This window comes from Streptomyces sp. NPDC057137, from assembly GCF_042670825.1.
GTDB lineage: Bacteria > Actinomycetota > Actinomycetes > Streptomycetales > Streptomycetaceae > Streptomyces.
Genome location: NZ_JBHUUW010000024.1, coordinates 1 through 16540 on the forward strand (window position 1 = coordinate 1; position 16540 = coordinate 16540).

Sequence of the window (16540 nt, forward strand, 5' to 3'; positions counted from 1 at the left end):
GAGTCCGCCGATGAGCCCGCCACTGGCCATTCCGCCGATGGAGCCGGCGCCACCGTTGGAACCGCCACCGCTGGAGCTGCCGCCGGAGTTGGAGCCGCCGCCACTGGATCCACCGCCGGAGTTGGAGCTGCCACCACTGGAACTCCCACCGGAGCTACCGCCGCTGGAACCACCGCTGTTGGAACCGCCACCGGACGAACCACCGGAGTTGGAGCTGCCGCCGCTGGAGCTGCCGCCGGACGAGCCCCCGGAAGAGCCGCCGCTGTTGGAACCGCCACCAGAGGATCCGCCGCTGGAGGAGCCACCGCTGTTCGAACTCCCGCCGGAGTTGGAGCTGCCACCGTTACTGGAGGAGCCACCACTGGACGAACCGCCACCGTTGGAACCACCGCCACTGGAGGAACCACCACCGGAGACGCCGCCGGTGTCATCGTCGTCATCATCCGACCCGCCGCTGTTGGAGCCGCCGTTGCTGGAGGAGCCGCCGGAGTCACTGCCGCCGCTGTTCCCTCCCCCGCTGGAGGAACCACCACCGGACGAACCGCCACCGTTGGAGGCGCCGCCGGTGTCGTCGTCATCGTCATCCGACCCACCGCTGTTCGAGCCGCCGCCGGAATTGCCACCGCCGTTGGACCCCCCGCCTGAGGAGGAGCCCCCGCCGTTGTCACCGCCGCCGTTGTTACCGCTACCGCCGGAGTCGCCACCGCCGTTGTTCCCACCGCCGGAGGACTCACCACCCCCGTTGGCGCCACCACCGTTCGAACCGCCCCCGTTCGAACCGCCGCCGTTGGAACCACCACCGCCGGAGTCGCCTCCACCGCCGTTGTTCCCACCGCCGCCGTTCGAACCGCCCCCACCGTTAGCGCCGCCACCCCCGCCCCCGCCGTTGGCGCCGCCGCCGTTGTTGCCCCCGCCGTTGTCGCCGTCGCCCGCGACCGTCGTCGACTCGCAGTCACCACCCAGGATGTTGCAGACCTGCGTCCGCAGCCCCTCCCCGATCTGCGGCGCCACACCACTGAACAGCAGCGTCCCGACGATCAGCGCGACCAGACCCACCATGCCCACGTACTCGACCGTCGACTGCCCCCGGTTACGACGCCAGGTGATCAGATGCGGAACCGACGGCACCGCCTCCCGGCGCAACCGCTCCAACGACCACCGCGGCCTCACCACCCGCCGCTCCGCCGGCAGATCGAACCACGACCGGCTCGCCCCCACACTCACCAACGCCAGCAGCGCACCCGGCAGCAACAGCTGGCTGATACCCCGCGTCGACCCCCCGTACAAGTTCGCGACGCCGCCCACCAGCAACCACGCCTGCAGAGCGACCAACGCGAACCAGACCACCCTCCCGCCGGTCCACAAACGTCCCGCCAGAACCACCGCGGCGACACCCGGCACCACCGCGTACACCGCCGCCACACCCACCGTCACCGACACGCGAGTGCCCAGCTCCAACAACGAGTTCAGCACACCCACGCCACCCAGCAGCGTCAGCCCGAACATCAAATACAACAGAACCCGAGTCGCGGCCAGTGATCGCGGCAACTCCCTGCGACCGTCGGACAGCCGCGGCGCGACGCCGTGGAACGTCAGGACACCCGGGTCGGACATTGGAAACCCTTCCACCGCACTGCTCAAGACGTTCCGCCACCGGCGTCCAGCCGTAGCGCACGCGTCGTCACCGTCGTCACCGTACGGAAACGGAAGGCCCAATTCGCAGGGTCCACAGACCCACCCAGGGGCCCAACCGCCCCCGCGCACCGCCCCCGCGACCGACGGGACGGCCGGTGGCCGTGGCACACTCACTTGTTCGATATGTGCCAGGAAAGGTCGGTCTTGACGCACCACTACACGGCGGCTGAGTTGTCCCCGCCCGAGACGTACTTCCAGACGGCGGGTTTCTGTCTCCTCGTGGCCGTCGTCCTCATCTGGATCGGCCGGACCCAGCGCCGGACAGGCCGTGGTGTCTTCTCTCCGGACAAGTCCGTGCGCGTGGGCGACGCGTTGGTGGCCGAGTCGCCGCCCAGCAAGGGCAAACGGATGGCCGGGCGGGTGTATCTGGTGATCGGGTGGTTCGTGCTGCTGGGGGCAGTCGTCAATCTCGTCAACGGGTTCAGGGCCGCTTGAGGTCCAGGACCGCGTACGCCCCGGAGCGTTGGTTCAACGCTCCGGGGCGTACGGGCACCGCGCCGTGGGATTACGCGCTGTGCGTCAGTCCACGATCATGGTGTTGAGCGGTGCCTCTCCGGCCGTCCGTGCGAACGCGCCGCCGAAGTAGCCCTCGACCGCCGACTTCTCGGCCGCGTTCGGGTACGCGTTGGTGCACGAGGTTCCCGCCGTGGAGCCGGACATCAGGCTGGTGCAGGGGCCGGGCTTGATGTCCGGCAGGCCCAGGATGTGGCCCAGTTCGTGGGACGAGATGCGGATCGTGTTGTGGCCCTCGGTCACGGCCTGGCGGCCGATCCAGACGGTGCCGTTGCCCAGTGAGGTGGTCTGGGCGCGGGGCCAGCCGTTGTCCGCCAGGACGCGTATGTTGGCGCGTTGGCCGGCCGCGGACGGGACGAGTTCGACGGCGTTGACGCTCTCGTTCCAGATCGCCGCGCCCCGGTCGACCGCCGACCTGAACTCCGCCGAACCGCTTGCGTCGTACGTGACGATCCGTGCGGCGACGGCGGTGTCCGCGGCGGGGGCCGGAGCCGGGGCAGCCGTGGCCTGGCCGCTCATCAGGGAGAACGTGACAGCCAGGGCGGCAACGAGTCCGCCGGTCAACTTACGGATGTGCATGGTCGACCTCCTTGGGGGGAGAGAGTCGTGGACGAGGGGTCGTGGACCGGAGTCCTGGACCAGGGTCGTGGACATGACACGAAGTTCCCCTCCTCACTGCCCAACGCGGCCTGACACCAATCCGTCAATCCGCTGGCGGCTCAACTGCCGCTGATACCAACCTGGTCGACGGTCCAGTACCAGTTGTTGCCCGCCGTGCAGCGGAACCGGACCCGCGCCGTCCGGGCTCCCGACGGGACCTGAAGGGTGATCGACTCGACCCGCGACAAGGCGTCGGCGGTGTAGGTCCTCACCGGGACCGGGGCGCCGTCGTCGTACGAGACGAGGACCTCGCCCCGCTGCGGCGACTCGTGGCGGTAGTGCGTCGTGTACGTGAGGGTGGCGGCGCGGCCTCCCGTGACCGGCCAGGCCGGGCTGACGAGCGTGGAGTCGAAGGTGCCGGCGTACGCCTTGTCGACCCATTCGTCGCCGTCGGCAACGGCGAAGACGTTCCGCGCGCGCACGTTGTTCTCGCGCCACTGATCGCGTTCGGCGGCGGTCCAGAACTCGTCGGTGGTGAAGGCCCAGCCGCGCCATTCGGTCATGCCGCCCGTCCCCATCGCCCCGTTCTCGACCGACCAGCCGGCGGGCGGGGTGTGGGTGAAGCCGAGCGTCCCGGCCGGGATGCCGGTCTCGTCGACGCGGCCCGTCAGCAGCGGGCGCAGGGCGTCGAAGGCATCGGGCGCGGGCTGTTGGAGCGGACGGCCGTCCAGCCCCCACGCGGCGGCGATGGGGATGCCGAGGTGGGCGAGGGCGGAGGCGGCGACGTCGGGCATCTTGATGTCATGGCGGGTGGAGCCCGCGGTGACGGAGCCGCCGCTCGCGATGAGGAACGTCTGCCGCTCGGCACTGCTGGAGCCGCCGTGGCCGCCCGCGTCGGTGTGCCCGTGGTCGGTGGTGACCATGATGAGCCAGTCCTCCGAGCCGTACGTCGCACGCGCCCGTACGGCGTCGACCATCCGCCCCACCTGCGCGTCGACGTCCTGGATCGCCTCCAGGTAGCGCGCGGAGGCGGCGCCGTAACTGTGGCCCGCGTGGTCGATGTTGTCGAGGTGGACGAAGACGGCGTCGCGGTTGCCGTCGCGCAGTTCGGCCACGGCCCGTGCCGTCGTGCCGGTGTCGTACTCGGCGGCGGGCGTGGACACCCGGGTGTCGACCGCGGACGAGAAGATCGTCGTGGTGACCGGGTTCCAGGACGCGACGGCGTACGTCGACAGGGCGGGCTTCGCCGTCTCGATACGGGTCAGGAAGTCCGGGTACTGGCCGAACCGGCTGCCGGTGAAGTTGTTGTCCTTCACGCCGTGCTTGTCAGGCCAGACACCGGTGATGATCGTGGACCATCCCGGCCCGGAGACCGTGGGCGCCATGGGGTTGGCGGGGAGCGGGCTCACCGACGTGAGGCCGCTCGCCATCAGCGCGTCGAGGCGCGGGGCGGCGGCGTCCCTGATCCGGCCGAGCAGGGCGCCGTCCAGGCCGATGACCAGGACCTTGGGGGTACGGGCCGCCGCGTGGGCGGTCGCCGCGGCCAGTGGTCCGGTGGTGAGTGGTCCGGCGGCGGTGGCGAGGGCGGCCGCGCCCATGAGGAGCTTGCGGCGAGACAGACTTGATGACACGAAGGGCCTCCGAGTTCAGTTCCGAGCAAGGGAATTGGATGGGGTGATACGGCGTCACATGGGTCCATGGGTCCAGACCCGTTACGAAAGAGGCGCGCGTCAGCTGCCCGTCGCCGACTTCCACGCGTCCACGTAGCCGTCCAGGTTGGCGCCGATGTCCGACCAGTCCGGCTCGAAGATCTCCACGCCGTCCATCAGCGCGGTGAGTTCCGTGGCGTTCGGGTCGGTGGCCTTGATGTCCTTACGGGCCGCGAAGCCGCCGCCGACCGCGCTCACGTCCTGCTGCGCCTGCTCGGAGAGCATGAAGTCCAGCAGCTTCTTGCCGTTGGCGCTGTGCGGGGCCTTGCCGATCAGCCCGGCGGCGTACGGGAGCGCGAAGCTGGTGGGGCGGCCGTCGCCCTTCGCGGGGAACCAGATGCCGAGGTTGGGCATGTCCTTGGACTGCGCGAAGTTCATCTGGACATCGCCGTTGGCGGCGAGGAGTTCGCCCTTGTCGACCTTGGGCGCGAGCTTGCCGGTGGAGGCGGACGGGCCGACGTTGTTGGTCTGGAGCTTCTTCAGATACGCCATCGCCGGCTCCTCGCCGCCGAAGTCGTGCATCGCCTTGATGAGGACGGCCGTACCGTCACCCGCGACGCCGGGGGTCGAGTACTGGATCTTCTCCTTGAACCTCCCGTCCAGCAGCTCCTCCCAGCTCTTGGGCGGGCTCGTCAGCTCCTTCTTGTTGTAGACGAAGCCGAAGTAGTTGTTCACGACGGACGTCCACTTGGCGTCGGACGCCTTGTCCGCGCCGTCGACCTGGTCGGCGCCGGCCGGCTCGTACGCCGCGAGCAGGCCCTTGGAATCGGCCTGTTGGATGAACGGCGGCAGCGTGACGAGGACATCGGCCTGGGTGTTGGACTTCTCGCGGACGGCGCGCTGCACCATCTCGCCCGAGCCGCCCTCGACGTACTCGACCTTGATGCCGGTCTCCTTCTCGAAGTCCTCGAAGACCTTGTCGTACCAGCCGTCGCCGTTCTCACCCTTGAGTCCGTCGGCGCTGTAGACGGTGACGACCTTCTCGTCGGCGGCGCTCGACGAGCCACCGCAGGCGGCGAGGCCCGCGACGAGGGCGAAGGTGCCGCAGACGGCGGCGACGGGCTGGATGTGGTTCTTGCGCATGGGCGGGGTCCTCCGGGAAACAGTCGGAAACGATCAGCGGTTACGGGGAGTTGAGCGAAGGGTCAGCGGTACGACGCCCTCGTCCGGATACGGGACACGGCCAGCAGCACGAGCAGCGTCGTCGCCATCAGGACCACGGCGACCGCCGCACCGGTGAAGAGCGAACCGCGGTCGGTGGCCGCGAAGATCCGTACCGGCAGCGGTGTCCAGTCGGGCGGGTAGAGCATCATCGTGGCGCTCAACTCGCCCATGGACAGGGCGAAACAGAGCCCCGTGGCCGCTGTCAGCGAGGGCAGCAGCAGCGGCAGCCTGATCCGCCACAGGACGTACGAGGGGCGGGCGCCGAGGCTGGCGGCGGCCTGCTCGTACATCGGGTCGAGACGCGCCGCCGCGGCCGAGACCGACTGGTAGGCGAACGCGGTGACGAGGACGGTGTGCGCCAGGATCACGATCCAGCGCGTCCCGTTGAGCAGGACCGGCGGCCGGCTGAAGGCGACCAGCACGGCGAGGCCGACCACGACGGACGGCACGGCGACGGGCAGCATGAACAGCACGTCGAGGAACCGCTTGCCGCGGGTACGCAGCGAGGCGGCGGCCAGCGCGGCCCAGCCGCCGACGAGCAGCGCCAGGAGGCTGGCGGTGACCGCCGTGACCAGGCTGGTGGTGAGCGCCTTGAGGGAGTCGCCGCCGGTGGCGGCGGCGTAGTGCTCGGTCGTCGCTCCGGAGGGGAAGGCTCCGGACCAGTTCGTGGTGAACGACGCGGCGACGACGACCAGCAGCGGCACGGCGAAAAGCGGGACGAAGAGCAGGAGGAAGACGGCCCAGGTGGCCCATTTCCCGGCTCGGCTGTGGATCAACGGGCTATGCGCCAACACGGCGGCTCACCATCCGGTAGAGGCTGTAGAGACCGACGGAGATCGCGATGTTGACGACGGCGACGACGCAGGCGGCCGGGTAGTCGGACTCCAGGATCGCCTTGCCGTAGACGAGCATCGGCAGTGTGGTGACGTCCTTCGCGCCGGTGAACAGCACGATCCCGAACTCGTTGAGGCTCATCACCAGGACGAGGCTGCCGCCGGCCGCGAGCGCCGGAAGCGCCTCGGGGAGGATCACCCGCCGCACGATCCGGGCCGGTCCGGCGCCAAGCGAGGAGGCGACCTCCAACTGGGCCGTGTCGAGCTGGGAGAACGCGGCGAGCAGGGGGCGCATCACGAAGGGCGTGAAGTACGTGATCTCGGCGAGCAGTACGCCCCAGGGTGTGGTCAGGAAGTGGAAGGGTCCGTCGGCGGCGCCGGTGACGTCCGTCCAGAGGCCGTTGGCCATGCCGACCGTGCCGTAGATGAACAGCAGGGCGAGCGTGATCAGGAACGACGGGAAGGAGAGGAAGACATCGATGAACCGGGCGACCGCCTTGCCGCCGGGGAACGGCACGAAGGCGATGATCAGGGCGAGGGTGAACCCGAGGACGAGGCAACCGACGGTCGAACCCGCCGCGAGCCACACGGTGGTGGCGAGCGCGTCGCGGAACGACTCGGAGGCGAACACGTCGGCGTACGGGGTGAGTGAGGTGCCGCCCTCGTCCGGTGAGACGGACTGCTGCACGACGAGGGCCAGCGGATAGAGGAAGGCGAGCGCGAGGACGACCACGGGCGGCAGCGCCCAGACGAAGCGCGGGACCCGCCTCGCCCCCGCGAGACCGGCGCTACTCATCGCCCGCCCCCACCGGAAGCAGCACCGCGTCCTCGGTGGCGAAGTGCAGGGTGGCGGGGGCGCCGATCGCCGGGGTCTCGCGCAGCTCGCGCAGGTCGGCCTTCACCCGGTGGCCCTCGACATCCACGTACAGACGGTGCGTCGAGCCGCGCCACTGGACCTCGGAGACGGTGCCGGTCAGGGCGTTGGGCCCGTCGCCGAGCCCGACGAGGTGGGGGCGGACGCAGAGGGTGGCGGTGACTCCGGCCGCCAAGTCGCCCGTAGGAACAGTCAGTTGGTGTCCGGCGAAATCGACGCGGCCGCCGGCGACGGTGACCGGCAGCAGGTTGGCGTTCCCGACGAACGACGCGGTGAACTCCGTACGGGGCCGGCGGTACAGCTCCTGCGGCGTACCGCAGTCCCGCAGCCGCGCCCGGTCCATGACGGCGATCCGGTCGGCGAGGGTGAGCGCCTCGACCTGGTCGTGGGTGACGTACAGGATGGAGACGTCCGGCAGTTCACGGTGGAGTCTGGCCAGTTCGGCGAGCATTCCGGAGCGCAGTTGGGCGTCGAGCGCGGAGAGCGGTTCGTCGAGCAGCAGGACACCGGGGCGGGTCGCCAGCGCGGGCGATGGCGACGCGTTGCTGCTGGCCGCCGGAGAGTTCGCGCGGATAGCGGGTGGCGTACGTCGCCATGCCGACGAGTTCGAGTGCGTCGGCGACCAGTTGGGATATCTCGGACTTCCGCGCCTTGGGGGCCTTCCGTGCCTTGCGGGCCTTGAGTCCGAAGGCGACGTTGTCCGCGACCCGCATGTGCGGGAAGAGCGCGTACTGCTGGACGACCATCCCGATGCCACGCTTGTGCGGAGGCAGCCCGGTGACATCGCGCCCGCCGAGGAACACCCGCCCGTTGGAGGGCCGGACGAAGCCGGCGACGGCGCGCAGCGCGGTGGTTTTGCCCGATCCCGAGGGCCCGAGCAGGGCCATGACCTCGCCGGGTTCGACGGTCAGGTCGAGCCGGTCGAGGACGGTGTTGCCGTCGTACGCGACGCTGACCTGGTCGAACCTGATGCCGCCCGGTACGGCGCCGGCGCCCGTCATGCCTCGGCCCGCGCTATCAGGTCCGGCAGTTCGGCGACGGAGGCGATGACATGCGTGGCGCCGTGGCCGGTCAGCTGCTCCTCGTCATGGGCGCCGGTGAGGACACCCGCGACGATCCCCGCGCCGGACCGGACGCCGCTGAGCATGTCGTACGAGGTGTCCCCCGCCACGACCACGCGCCGGACCCCGTCCACCGCGCCGGTGCGCAGGAACGCGGCGAGGATCATGTCGGGATACGGGCGACCCCGGCCGCCCGCGTCGGCCGGGCAGAGCGTCAGGGCGACCAGGTCCCGCCAGCCGAGGGCATCGAGGATCGCGTCCTGCGTCGTGCGGGCGAAGCCGGTCGTCAGCACGACCGTACGGCCCGCGTCCTGAAGCGTCTCGATGGCCTCCCGGGCGCCGGGGACCGGGGCGATACGACCGGCGGCGACGAGCTCGAAGTACGCCTCCTCGAAGGCGGTGTTGGCGCGCCGGGCCCGGTCCTCGTCGCCGAAGAGATGGCGGAAGACGGAGATCTTCGACTCGCCCATGGTGGCGCGGACATAGGCGAGTTGGTCGGCGTGGTCGGCGGAGCCGGGTGTCACGCCGAGGCGTTCGGCGGCGGCGGAGAACGCCTGCTCGACGAGGCCGCCGTCGGCCACGGTGGTACCGGCCATGTCGAGAACGATCAGCTTCAGCGTGTCGGTGTCGGTGTCGGTGTCGGTGTCGGTGTCAGGCATGTTCGTCACCAGTCCAGTTGGTCGGCGGTCGCTTCGGCGATGGCGGGCGAGCAGGTCATGCCCCGGCCTCCGGGCCCGGTGACGAGCCAGACCCCGTCCCGTACCTCCTGGCGGTGGACGACGCGGCCGGTGTCCACGCACTGGGCGTAGACCCCGGCCCAGCGCCGCCGGACGCGCGGCAGCGGGCGGCCGAGGAAGGACTCCACGACCCGGGTGAGGTGCTCGTACGGCTCCTCCACCGTGTCGAAGGCGAAGGGGTGCTCGTACTCGTGCGTGTCGCCGATGGTCAGTCCGCCGTCCCGGCGCTGGACCATCAGCAGCTGCATCCGGTGCTCGGCGGCGGTCGGGGCCTGTGGCTGACCGGAGTTGAGGGCGTCCAGCGCCGCGCCGCGGTAGGCGGGGTAGTAGCGGAAGCTGTCGGCGTCGGCGACGGAGGTGGTGAGGTCCTCGCCGAGCGGGTCGGTCTGCATCATCTGGAGGCGGACGCGCCATACGGGCAGGTCGGGGCCGGCCAGCTCTCGGACGAGGCCGCCGAGCCAGGCGCCGGTGGCCAGGATGACGGCATCGCCGGTGTGGATGTCGCCGTGGTCGTCACGTACGGACGCGGTGCCCACGACCTCGCGGACCTCGCGGCCGCCGAGGTACGCATAACGACCGGACGCCGACAGGGCTTCCTTCAGGGCGAGTTGGGCGGTGCGCGGCTCGACCGCCGCGTCGCGCTCGCACCACAGGGCGGCGGTGAAGTCGCCGCGCAGCGCGGGGTTGAGCACGCGGGCCTCGTCGGCGGTGAGCAGCTTGTAGCCGCGGTCCGCCGCGTCGGGCCGGGCGACGGCCGCCTCGGCCACGGCGGTCTCCAGCTCGTTGCGGAGCGGGGTCAGGGAACCGCAGGCGCGGAAGCCGAGACCGGGCACCCGCTCGCCGAGTCCCTGCCAGAGTTCCCGGGCCCGCAGGGCGGTCGCCAACTCCTCGCCGCCGGCCCGGCCACTGACCCATATCTGCCCGAAATTACGAAGTGACGCCCCGCGTGCCTCGCTCTCGCGCTCGATCTGTACGACCTCGTGGCCGCGGTTCACTGCGTGCCAGGCGTGCATGGTTCCCACCACGCCGGCTCCTACGACGATGACTCTCACGGCGCCAACGCTGGGCGGGGCGGGCGACCCGTACGGATCCGCGAGACGACGGGACGGTGAACGACCCGCCAAACTTGGACTAGACCCGTTATCTTCTCGTTACGAAAGTGAGGTGCGGCGGCGCGCGGTCGGTCAGGTCCCCAGGTGCGTGGTGAAGGAGAACCGGTCGCCCCGGAAGAGGGTCCGTACGCGCTCCAGCGGACGCCCGTCGGTGTCCCGCGAGAGCCGGTGCATCAGCAGCATCGGGAGCGCGGGCGGCGTGCCGATCAGCAGCGCCTCGCGCGGGGTCGCCAGCACCGTCTCGATCCGCTCGTCCGCGTCCCCGAAGGAGATGCCGAGCCGGTCGCGGAGGTAGGCGTAGAAGGAGGAGTCCGGCTCGAACCCCGTGTCCAGCTCCGGGACGCGGTCGACCGCGACGTACGTGCTCTCCAGACCGACCCGCTCGTCGTCGGCGAGCAGCACCCGCTCCAGGTGCCAGACGGGCTCACCGAGGCCTACGCCGATCTCGGGGGCGAGCGACTCGGGGCACGGGAAGCGGTCGAGTCCGACCAGGCTCCGGCCGGGCCGGCGGCCCTGCCGCCGGACGCCCTCGGTGTAGCTGGCCAGCGACAGCGGCTGCTCCAGCTTGGGACCGGCGACGACCGTGCCGCGGCCCTGCCTGCGCAGCCGCCCCTCCAGCAGGAGTTCGCGCAGCGCCTGGCGCACGGTCTCGCGGGACACCTCGTAACGCAGGGCGAGGTCCCGCTCGGTGGGGAGCAGCCCTCCCTCGCCCAACTCGTCCACCAGGACGCTCAGATGGGCCTTGACCGCGTAGTACTTGGGGATACGGCCGTGCTCCGGAATGCCGGAACGGATGGGTGCGCCGGGTGCGTGAGCGTTCAGGTGGTCCACGGCCCGATGGTGTCAGACATCGGAAGAGAGCCCGCCCGGACCTGGTCCGGACGGGCCCCGCGCACTTCCGTCACCGGCTTTCCCTCACCGGCCTTCCGTCACCGGCTTTCCCTCACCGGCCTTCCGTCACCGGCTTTCCCTCACCGGCCTTCGGTCACCGGTCTTCAGTCACTTGGCGCCGTCGGCGCCGTCGGCGCACAGCTGCTTGTCGATGAGGTCGCTCGCCGCGTGGATGGTGCCCGGCATCGAGCCGTCGCCCGTGGCCTCCAGGACGACGACGCGGCGGCCGTCCGGGGTCGCGCCGGTACGGGTGGCGTAGCCGGGGAGGTCACCGGCGTGGCTGTAGTAGCTGCCGCCGCAGGTGAGCGGGATTTCCATCAGACCGAGGCCGTAGCGGGCGCCGGGCCAGGCCTCGTCCAGCTCCGCGGCCCGCACCGTCTTCTTCATCTCCTTCAGCTGCGCCGGCTTCAGCAGCTTTCCGCGCATGAGCGCCTGGTAGAAGGTGGTCATGTCGCCGGTGGTGCTGATCATGGCCCCGGCGGCGCCGGCCGCGCTGGGGTTGATGGCGGTGACGTCGATGGCGGGCGCGGCCTCACCGAAGGCGGAATAGCCCTTCATGTGGGAGCCGGGGATACCGGAGGACGTGGTCGGGGTCGAGGTGTTGCGCAGACCCAGCGGCCGGACGACGCGCTTGGTCACTTCCTGCTGCCAGGTGTGGCCGGTGACCTTCTTGATGATCATTCCCGCGAGGGTGTAGTTCGTGTTGGAGTACGACCAGGTGGCGCCGGGCTCGAAGGCGGGCTCGTGGCGCATCGCGATGCCGACGAGCTGCTCGTCCGTCCAGGTCGTGTAGCGGCCGGCCTCGTAGGCCGCGATGCCGGTCAACGCCGGGAAGTCGGCGGTGTAGTTGAACAGGCCGCTGGTGTGGTTCAGGAGCTGCCGTACGGTGATCTTGCGTCCGTCGTTGCCGTTGCCGGACACGACACCGGGCAGCAGGTCCTCGACGGTGTCGTCGAGGGAGAGCTTTCCCTCGCCCACCAGTTGCAGCACCACCGTGGAGACGTACGTCTTGGTCGCGCTCGCGATCCGGAACTTGTCACCCGGCCGCGCCTTGCGGTTCGTCTCCGCGTCCGCCACCCCGGCCGTCGCGTACCGCACCCCGCGCGGCCCGGTCGACCGGGCGAGCACGCCCACGGTCCCCGTCTGCTGAACGGCGTCCACCTGCCGCTGGAAGGACTCCTGCCGGGACGTCTCCGTCCCCCGCTCCGTCGCACTCGCGGCGGGCACCGCGACACCCAGCGCGGCAAGCGCCGTGACGAGCGTGGTGGTCACGACACGGGAGGTGGTCCGGCTGAATGTCTTGGTCGCCATGGTCCGCTGACTCCTTGGGAGTTGGTGGTGCCACCGCTCCGTGCGGTGTGATCACCAACTTAGGAAAATGCCCGGTCGGCCACGATCCGGCCAGCAGGCCACTCCGGGGTACAGCCAGCTGTACCACTCCCCGTACTCCCCACGCACCTCAGTCGGGCGAAGCGGCCACCCGTACACCGTCGTTCTCCTTGTCGGAGAGGAACAACGCCATCTCCCGGCCCTCCTCGGCGACGGCCGTACGGTCCGCCGGGGACAGGCGGCCCAGCGGGGCGACCGTCACCGTGCCCGCCTCCACGCGCCAGGTCGCGGCGACCCGGCCGTCGACCAGGACGACGCGCTCGCCCGCGACCGACAGGCCGCGGTGCTCGTCGTCGATGATCCGGCCGCGGTCGTGGTAGCCGAGGATCGCGTTGTCGAACGCCGGCAGGAACCGCACCGGCGCCGGTGTGTCCGGATCGGGGCGCGGCGCGTCGGGGAGGTCCAGCAGCTCACGGCCGCGCTCGTCGCGGAAGGAGACCAGCTCCTCGCGCAACGCGGCCACCGCGGCCGGGAGTCCGGCGAGGCCGCACCAGGCGCGCAGGTCGGCCGAGGCGGCGGGGCCGTACGCGGCCAGATAGCGCCGGAGCAGCGCCTGGCCCACCGGGTCGGAGCCGTCCGGGGACAGCGGGTCGGCCGCACGGCCCAGCCAAAACGAGAGCGGGACGTTGCGTACGCCCGCCTTCGTCCGCCACAGCCCGCGCGGCGGCAGCTGGATCATCGGCACGAGCGCGGTGATCACCATCTCGCCCAGCGCCCGCGGCCCCGGCGCCGGCCACCGGCCGGCGAGCGCCCGCGCCACCTCGGTCATCGTGCGCGGCTCGCCGTCCGCCGTCAACGCCCGCCCCGCCGAGGCGAGTTCGTCGAGATCCGTGCCCGCCAGCTCGCGGCGGTAGACCCCGAGTACGCGCTGACGCAGCATGGCCTCGTGGCGGGACCGCCAGGCCAGGGCGTCGTCGGCGGTGACGAGATGGACCGTACGGCGCATGAGATGCGTCCGCACCACGCTCCGCTCCGTCAACAGGCCCGAGAGCACGGCCGGTTCGAAGGCGCGCAGCCGCGACCAGAGCCCGGGATACGGCTCCTGCGGTTCCTGGGCCTGCAGACCGCCGAGATGCGCGACGGCGTCGAGGACCGGCACGTCGGCGCGGTCGAGCAGCAACTGCCGGGCGAGCGTGGCGCGGTTGAGTGCCCGGGTGCCGAGCACGGTACGAACGGCCATCGGTCAGGTCGACTTCTGGCCGTCGAGCGACTCGCGCACGATGTCCGCGTGCCCGGCGTGCTGCGCGGTCTCGGCGATGACGTGCATCAGCACCCCTCGTACGCTCCGCACCGCTCCCGGCACATGCCAGGGCGCCTCCGGCAACGGGTAAGTCGCCGACAGGTCGGGCACGGCGGCCAGGATCTTCTCGGTCGCGGCGGCGACCTCCTCGTAGCGGGCGAGGATCCCGGCCGACGTGTCGTCGGGCAGCATCCGGAAGTCGTTCTCGCGCGCGATCGCCCATTGGGGGAACTCGGCGGTACCGGCCGCCAGATCGGCCCAGGTGACGCCCTCCGGCAGGTCGAAACTCATCGCCGACGGGCCCTCGGCCGCGAAGCGCAGCCACGCCTCCTCGGTGGACGCGACGTGCTTGATCAGTCCGCCCAGACAGAGCGAGCCGGCCGTCGGGGTCTCGCCGAGCTGCTCGTCGCTGAGCCCGCGCACCGTGTTGATCAGGGCGGCTCGCGTGGTCGCGAGCGTGGCGAGCAGATCGGCGCGCTCGGCGTCGGCGGTCGAGTCGGGCGTGGGGGCGGGGGCGGGAGTGGGGGTGGGGGTGGCGTTCATGGTGATCGGGCCCTTCCGGTCGTTCACGTTCACGTTCACGTTGTCCTGCTCGCGTTCTGACACGGACAACAGTCTCAGGGCAAGAGGACAGGTTGTGGCCGCTTCTCGGACGACAATCGATCTCGTACGGAACTTCGGCGCGACCGCCGCCCGCCGGGGCGAGGTGATCCTCGACCTGCCCGCCGGTGAGGTGTCCCGTTACCTCACCGACGGGCAGACCTACGGGCAGGTCGTGGAACTCGGCTCGGCGCCTACTCGACGGGCAGCAGGAAGTCCCGTGGTCTCAGGGCGCGGTCGACGATGCGGGTGTCGCCGATCCATCCGTAGAAGCCCTGGCCGAACTCCTCCGCGAACTGGGTGCCGCCGATCGCGAACGGCTTGCCCAGCGTGGCGATGCCCGTGGCCCGCTGGGACGGGTTGCGGGCGATCTTCGACCCGTCCACGTACATCACCGTGCGTCGGCCGTCGTTGACGATCGCGATGTGCGTCCAGCGGCCCACGGGCAGGGCATGGCTCCACGACGTGGGGTCGGCGTCCTGGACGTGCGGGTAGAGCACGAACTGCAGGAACCGCTCCGGCGTGATGTTGAGGCTGCACGTGGGCTCGTCCGTCGACCAGCCCGTCGTCTTCCCGGCGTCGCCGTTGCGGCCCTCCCAGCTGAGGATGCCCATCCAGTCGTGGTTGCCCTCGTACGGCTCCGGCAGCTTGATGAACGTCTCGATGGTGAAGCCGGATCTGAACGTGGCGCTGTTGAGCGGCGCCGTGGGGCTCGTGGTCAGCACCGCGCCCCGGTCGGGTGCCTTGCCGCCGTCGAAGCGCAGACTCGCGTGCGCGGGCTGGTGGGTGTGGTGGTCGGCGGAGCGGGTGAGCACCTCGGCCGCGCTGTCGTGCAGCAGTTGTACGCGCAGGTCGTTGCCGTGCCCCGAGAGGTCGCGCGCCACCGCGCCCTTGCCCACCACCGACCCCGGCTTTCCGGCGCCGGCGAGTCCGTCGGCGTCGAACCGCCAGTACGCCACGGTGCCCCGCGGCATCACCCGGCCGGCCGGTCGCGGCTTCGGCGGGACGACGCCGTCGAAGTCCTTGAACCGCTCGGCGAAGTCGATGTCCAGGCTGAACCGGTCGACAGGGCCGGTCAGTTCGAGGGTCTCGGCCTCCAGCGGTGTCCGCTTCGCGGGGTCGCGCCGCAGGAACCACGGCGCGAAGGTCTCGATGTCCACGACGTCGCGCGCCGTGTCGAAGGCGTAGAGGCGGATCATGCCCGCGCCGCCGTAGTAGCGGTCCTGGTAGTTGGTGATGTGGACGTGCACGTCGTGCCCGGCGTCGTTGGTGAGGACCGTACGGCCCGAGGGCCAGTAGTGACCGCCCAGCGCGAGGAAGAACTGGTCGTTGCCCCGGAGGAGGCCGTCCCAGAGCCGCTGTCCGTGCTCCGACAGCCGCGCCTCGCCGTTCTCCTCGGCCCAGGCGAGGTCGTGGGTGGTCAGGATGGCGGGCAGGGTGGGGTGGGCGTCGAGGACGCCCTGCGCCCACGCCAGGGCCTTGTCCGAGGCGCGCCAGTCGATGGCGAACACCAGCCACTGCCGGCCGGCCGCCTTGATCACGTGGTAGCTGTTGTAGCCGCCGGGTGAGGCGCCGCCGAAGGTCGGCATGCCGGTGAACCGGGCGGGGCCGAATGCCTTCAGATAGGCGGAGTCCCCGCGCTGGTCGTCCTTGCTCCCGTCGATGTCGTGGTTGCCTGCCAGGACGCTGTAGGGGACCTTGCCGTGGATGGTCTTGAAGGTGTGGGCCGCGAGCGTGATCTCCTGCTCCGTACCGTGCTCGGTCACGTCGCCGAGGTGCGTCATGAAGGCGATGTTGGCCTCCGCGCGCTCCGAGACCAGGTAGTCGAAGGTCTCGCGCAGCGGCTCCGGGTCGGCACTGTCGGCGTCGAAGAGGTACTGCGTGTCCGGCAGCACGGCCAGCGCGAAGCGCGGGCTGTCCTCGTCGTAGCGGCCTCGTCCGGAGGAGGAGGCCGAGGTGGCGGCGGGCGCGGCCTGTGCCTGCTGCGTGCCCAGGACGGCGGCGGTGGCTCCGACGGCGGGGACGGCGAGCGCGGCCTGTAGCAGCGACCGGCGGTCCGGACCGGAAAGGCCGCCGTCCGGAACGGAAGGAATGGACTTGCTCATTACGATCTCCCAGGTCT

13 protein-coding genes and 2 pseudogenes are annotated in these 16540 nt (G+C 70.9%); 1 reads left to right on the forward strand and 14 read right to left on the reverse strand.

The annotated features are described in order from the left end of the window. Positions 1 to 1614, reverse strand: a pseudogene (locus ACFT9I_RS20160) (hypothetical protein); the annotation flags it as partial. A 225-nt stretch (positions 1615 to 1839) separates the two neighbouring features. Between ACFT9I_RS20160 and ACFT9I_RS20165 the strand changes: the two are divergent. Then, a complete protein-coding gene (locus tag ACFT9I_RS20165; protein WP_382566015.1) occupies positions 1840 to 2130 on the forward strand; it encodes a hypothetical protein in 291 nt (96 codons plus the stop codon). An 84-nt stretch (positions 2131 to 2214) separates the two neighbouring features. On the opposite strand, the gene ACFT9I_RS20170 is transcribed toward ACFT9I_RS20165, so the two are convergent. From ACFT9I_RS20170 to ACFT9I_RS20230, 13 genes and pseudogenes are all read right to left on the reverse strand, one after another. Beyond that, positions 2215 to 2787, reverse strand: a complete 573-nt coding sequence (locus tag ACFT9I_RS20170; RefSeq protein ID WP_382566017.1) for a snapalysin family zinc-dependent metalloprotease — start codon at positions 2785 to 2787, stop codon at positions 2215 to 2217. Positions 2788 to 2927: 140 nt separating this feature from the next. Further along, positions 2928 to 4406: an alkaline phosphatase family protein gene (locus ACFT9I_RS20175; protein ID WP_382566142.1), complete on the reverse strand. Its 1479-nt coding sequence runs from the start codon at positions 4404 to 4406 to the stop codon at positions 2928 to 2930. Positions 4407 to 4538: 132 nt separating this feature from the next. Then, positions 4539 to 5600, reverse strand: a complete 1062-nt coding sequence (locus ACFT9I_RS20180; RefSeq protein WP_382566019.1) for a 2-aminoethylphosphonate ABC transporter substrate-binding protein — start codon at positions 5598 to 5600, stop codon at positions 4539 to 4541. Positions 5601 to 5662: 62 nt separating this feature from the next. Continuing rightward, a complete protein-coding gene (locus ACFT9I_RS20185; RefSeq protein ID WP_382566144.1) occupies positions 5663 to 6454 on the reverse strand; it encodes an ABC transporter permease in 792 nt (263 codons plus the stop codon). A gap of 7 nt (positions 6455 to 6461) precedes the next feature. Then, positions 6462 to 7310 carry a 2-aminoethylphosphonate ABC transporter permease subunit gene (locus tag ACFT9I_RS20190; RefSeq protein ID WP_382566021.1) on the reverse strand — a complete coding sequence of 283 codons (849 nt, stop codon included), beginning with the start codon at positions 7308 to 7310 and terminating at the stop codon, positions 6462 to 6464. Then, positions 7303 to 8389: pseudogene (locus ACFT9I_RS20195) on the reverse strand (ABC transporter ATP-binding protein). The gene ACFT9I_RS20190 and the pseudogene ACFT9I_RS20195 overlap by 8 nt, the downstream one beginning before the upstream one ends. After that, positions 8386 to 9108 carry a phosphonatase-like hydrolase gene (locus ACFT9I_RS20200; protein WP_382566023.1) on the reverse strand — a complete coding sequence of 241 codons (723 nt, stop codon included), beginning with the start codon at positions 9106 to 9108 and terminating at the stop codon, positions 8386 to 8388. Before ACFT9I_RS20200 ends, ACFT9I_RS20195 begins: the two are co-directional and overlap by 4 nt. A 5-nt stretch (positions 9109 to 9113) precedes the next feature. Beyond that, positions 9114 to 10238: a TIGR03364 family FAD-dependent oxidoreductase gene (locus tag ACFT9I_RS20205; protein ID WP_382566025.1), complete on the reverse strand. Its 1125-nt coding sequence runs from the start codon at positions 10236 to 10238 to the stop codon at positions 9114 to 9116. A gap of 132 nt (positions 10239 to 10370) precedes the next feature. Then, a complete protein-coding gene (locus ACFT9I_RS20210) occupies positions 10371 to 11129 on the reverse strand; it encodes a GntR family transcriptional regulator (protein WP_382566026.1) in 759 nt (252 codons plus the stop codon). Between the two features lie 168 nt (positions 11130 to 11297). Beyond that, positions 11298 to 12500, reverse strand: a complete 1203-nt coding sequence (locus ACFT9I_RS20215; protein WP_382566028.1) for a serine hydrolase domain-containing protein — start codon at positions 12498 to 12500, stop codon at positions 11298 to 11300. 148 nt (positions 12501 to 12648) lie between these two features. After that, a complete protein-coding gene (locus tag ACFT9I_RS20220) occupies positions 12649 to 13758 on the reverse strand; it encodes a winged helix DNA-binding domain-containing protein (RefSeq protein ID WP_382566030.1) in 1110 nt (369 codons plus the stop codon). Between the two features lie 3 nt (positions 13759 to 13761). Continuing rightward, positions 13762 to 14361 carry a DinB family protein gene (locus ACFT9I_RS20225; protein WP_382566146.1) on the reverse strand — a complete coding sequence of 200 codons (600 nt, stop codon included), beginning with the start codon at positions 14359 to 14361 and terminating at the stop codon, positions 13762 to 13764. Positions 14362 to 14612: 251 nt separating this feature from the next. Beyond that, complete coding sequence (locus ACFT9I_RS20230; protein ID WP_382566032.1) at positions 14613 to 16523, reverse strand: LamG-like jellyroll fold domain-containing protein; 1911 nt, start codon at positions 16521 to 16523, stop codon at positions 14613 to 14615. Positions 16524 to 16540 lie beyond the last annotated feature (17 nt).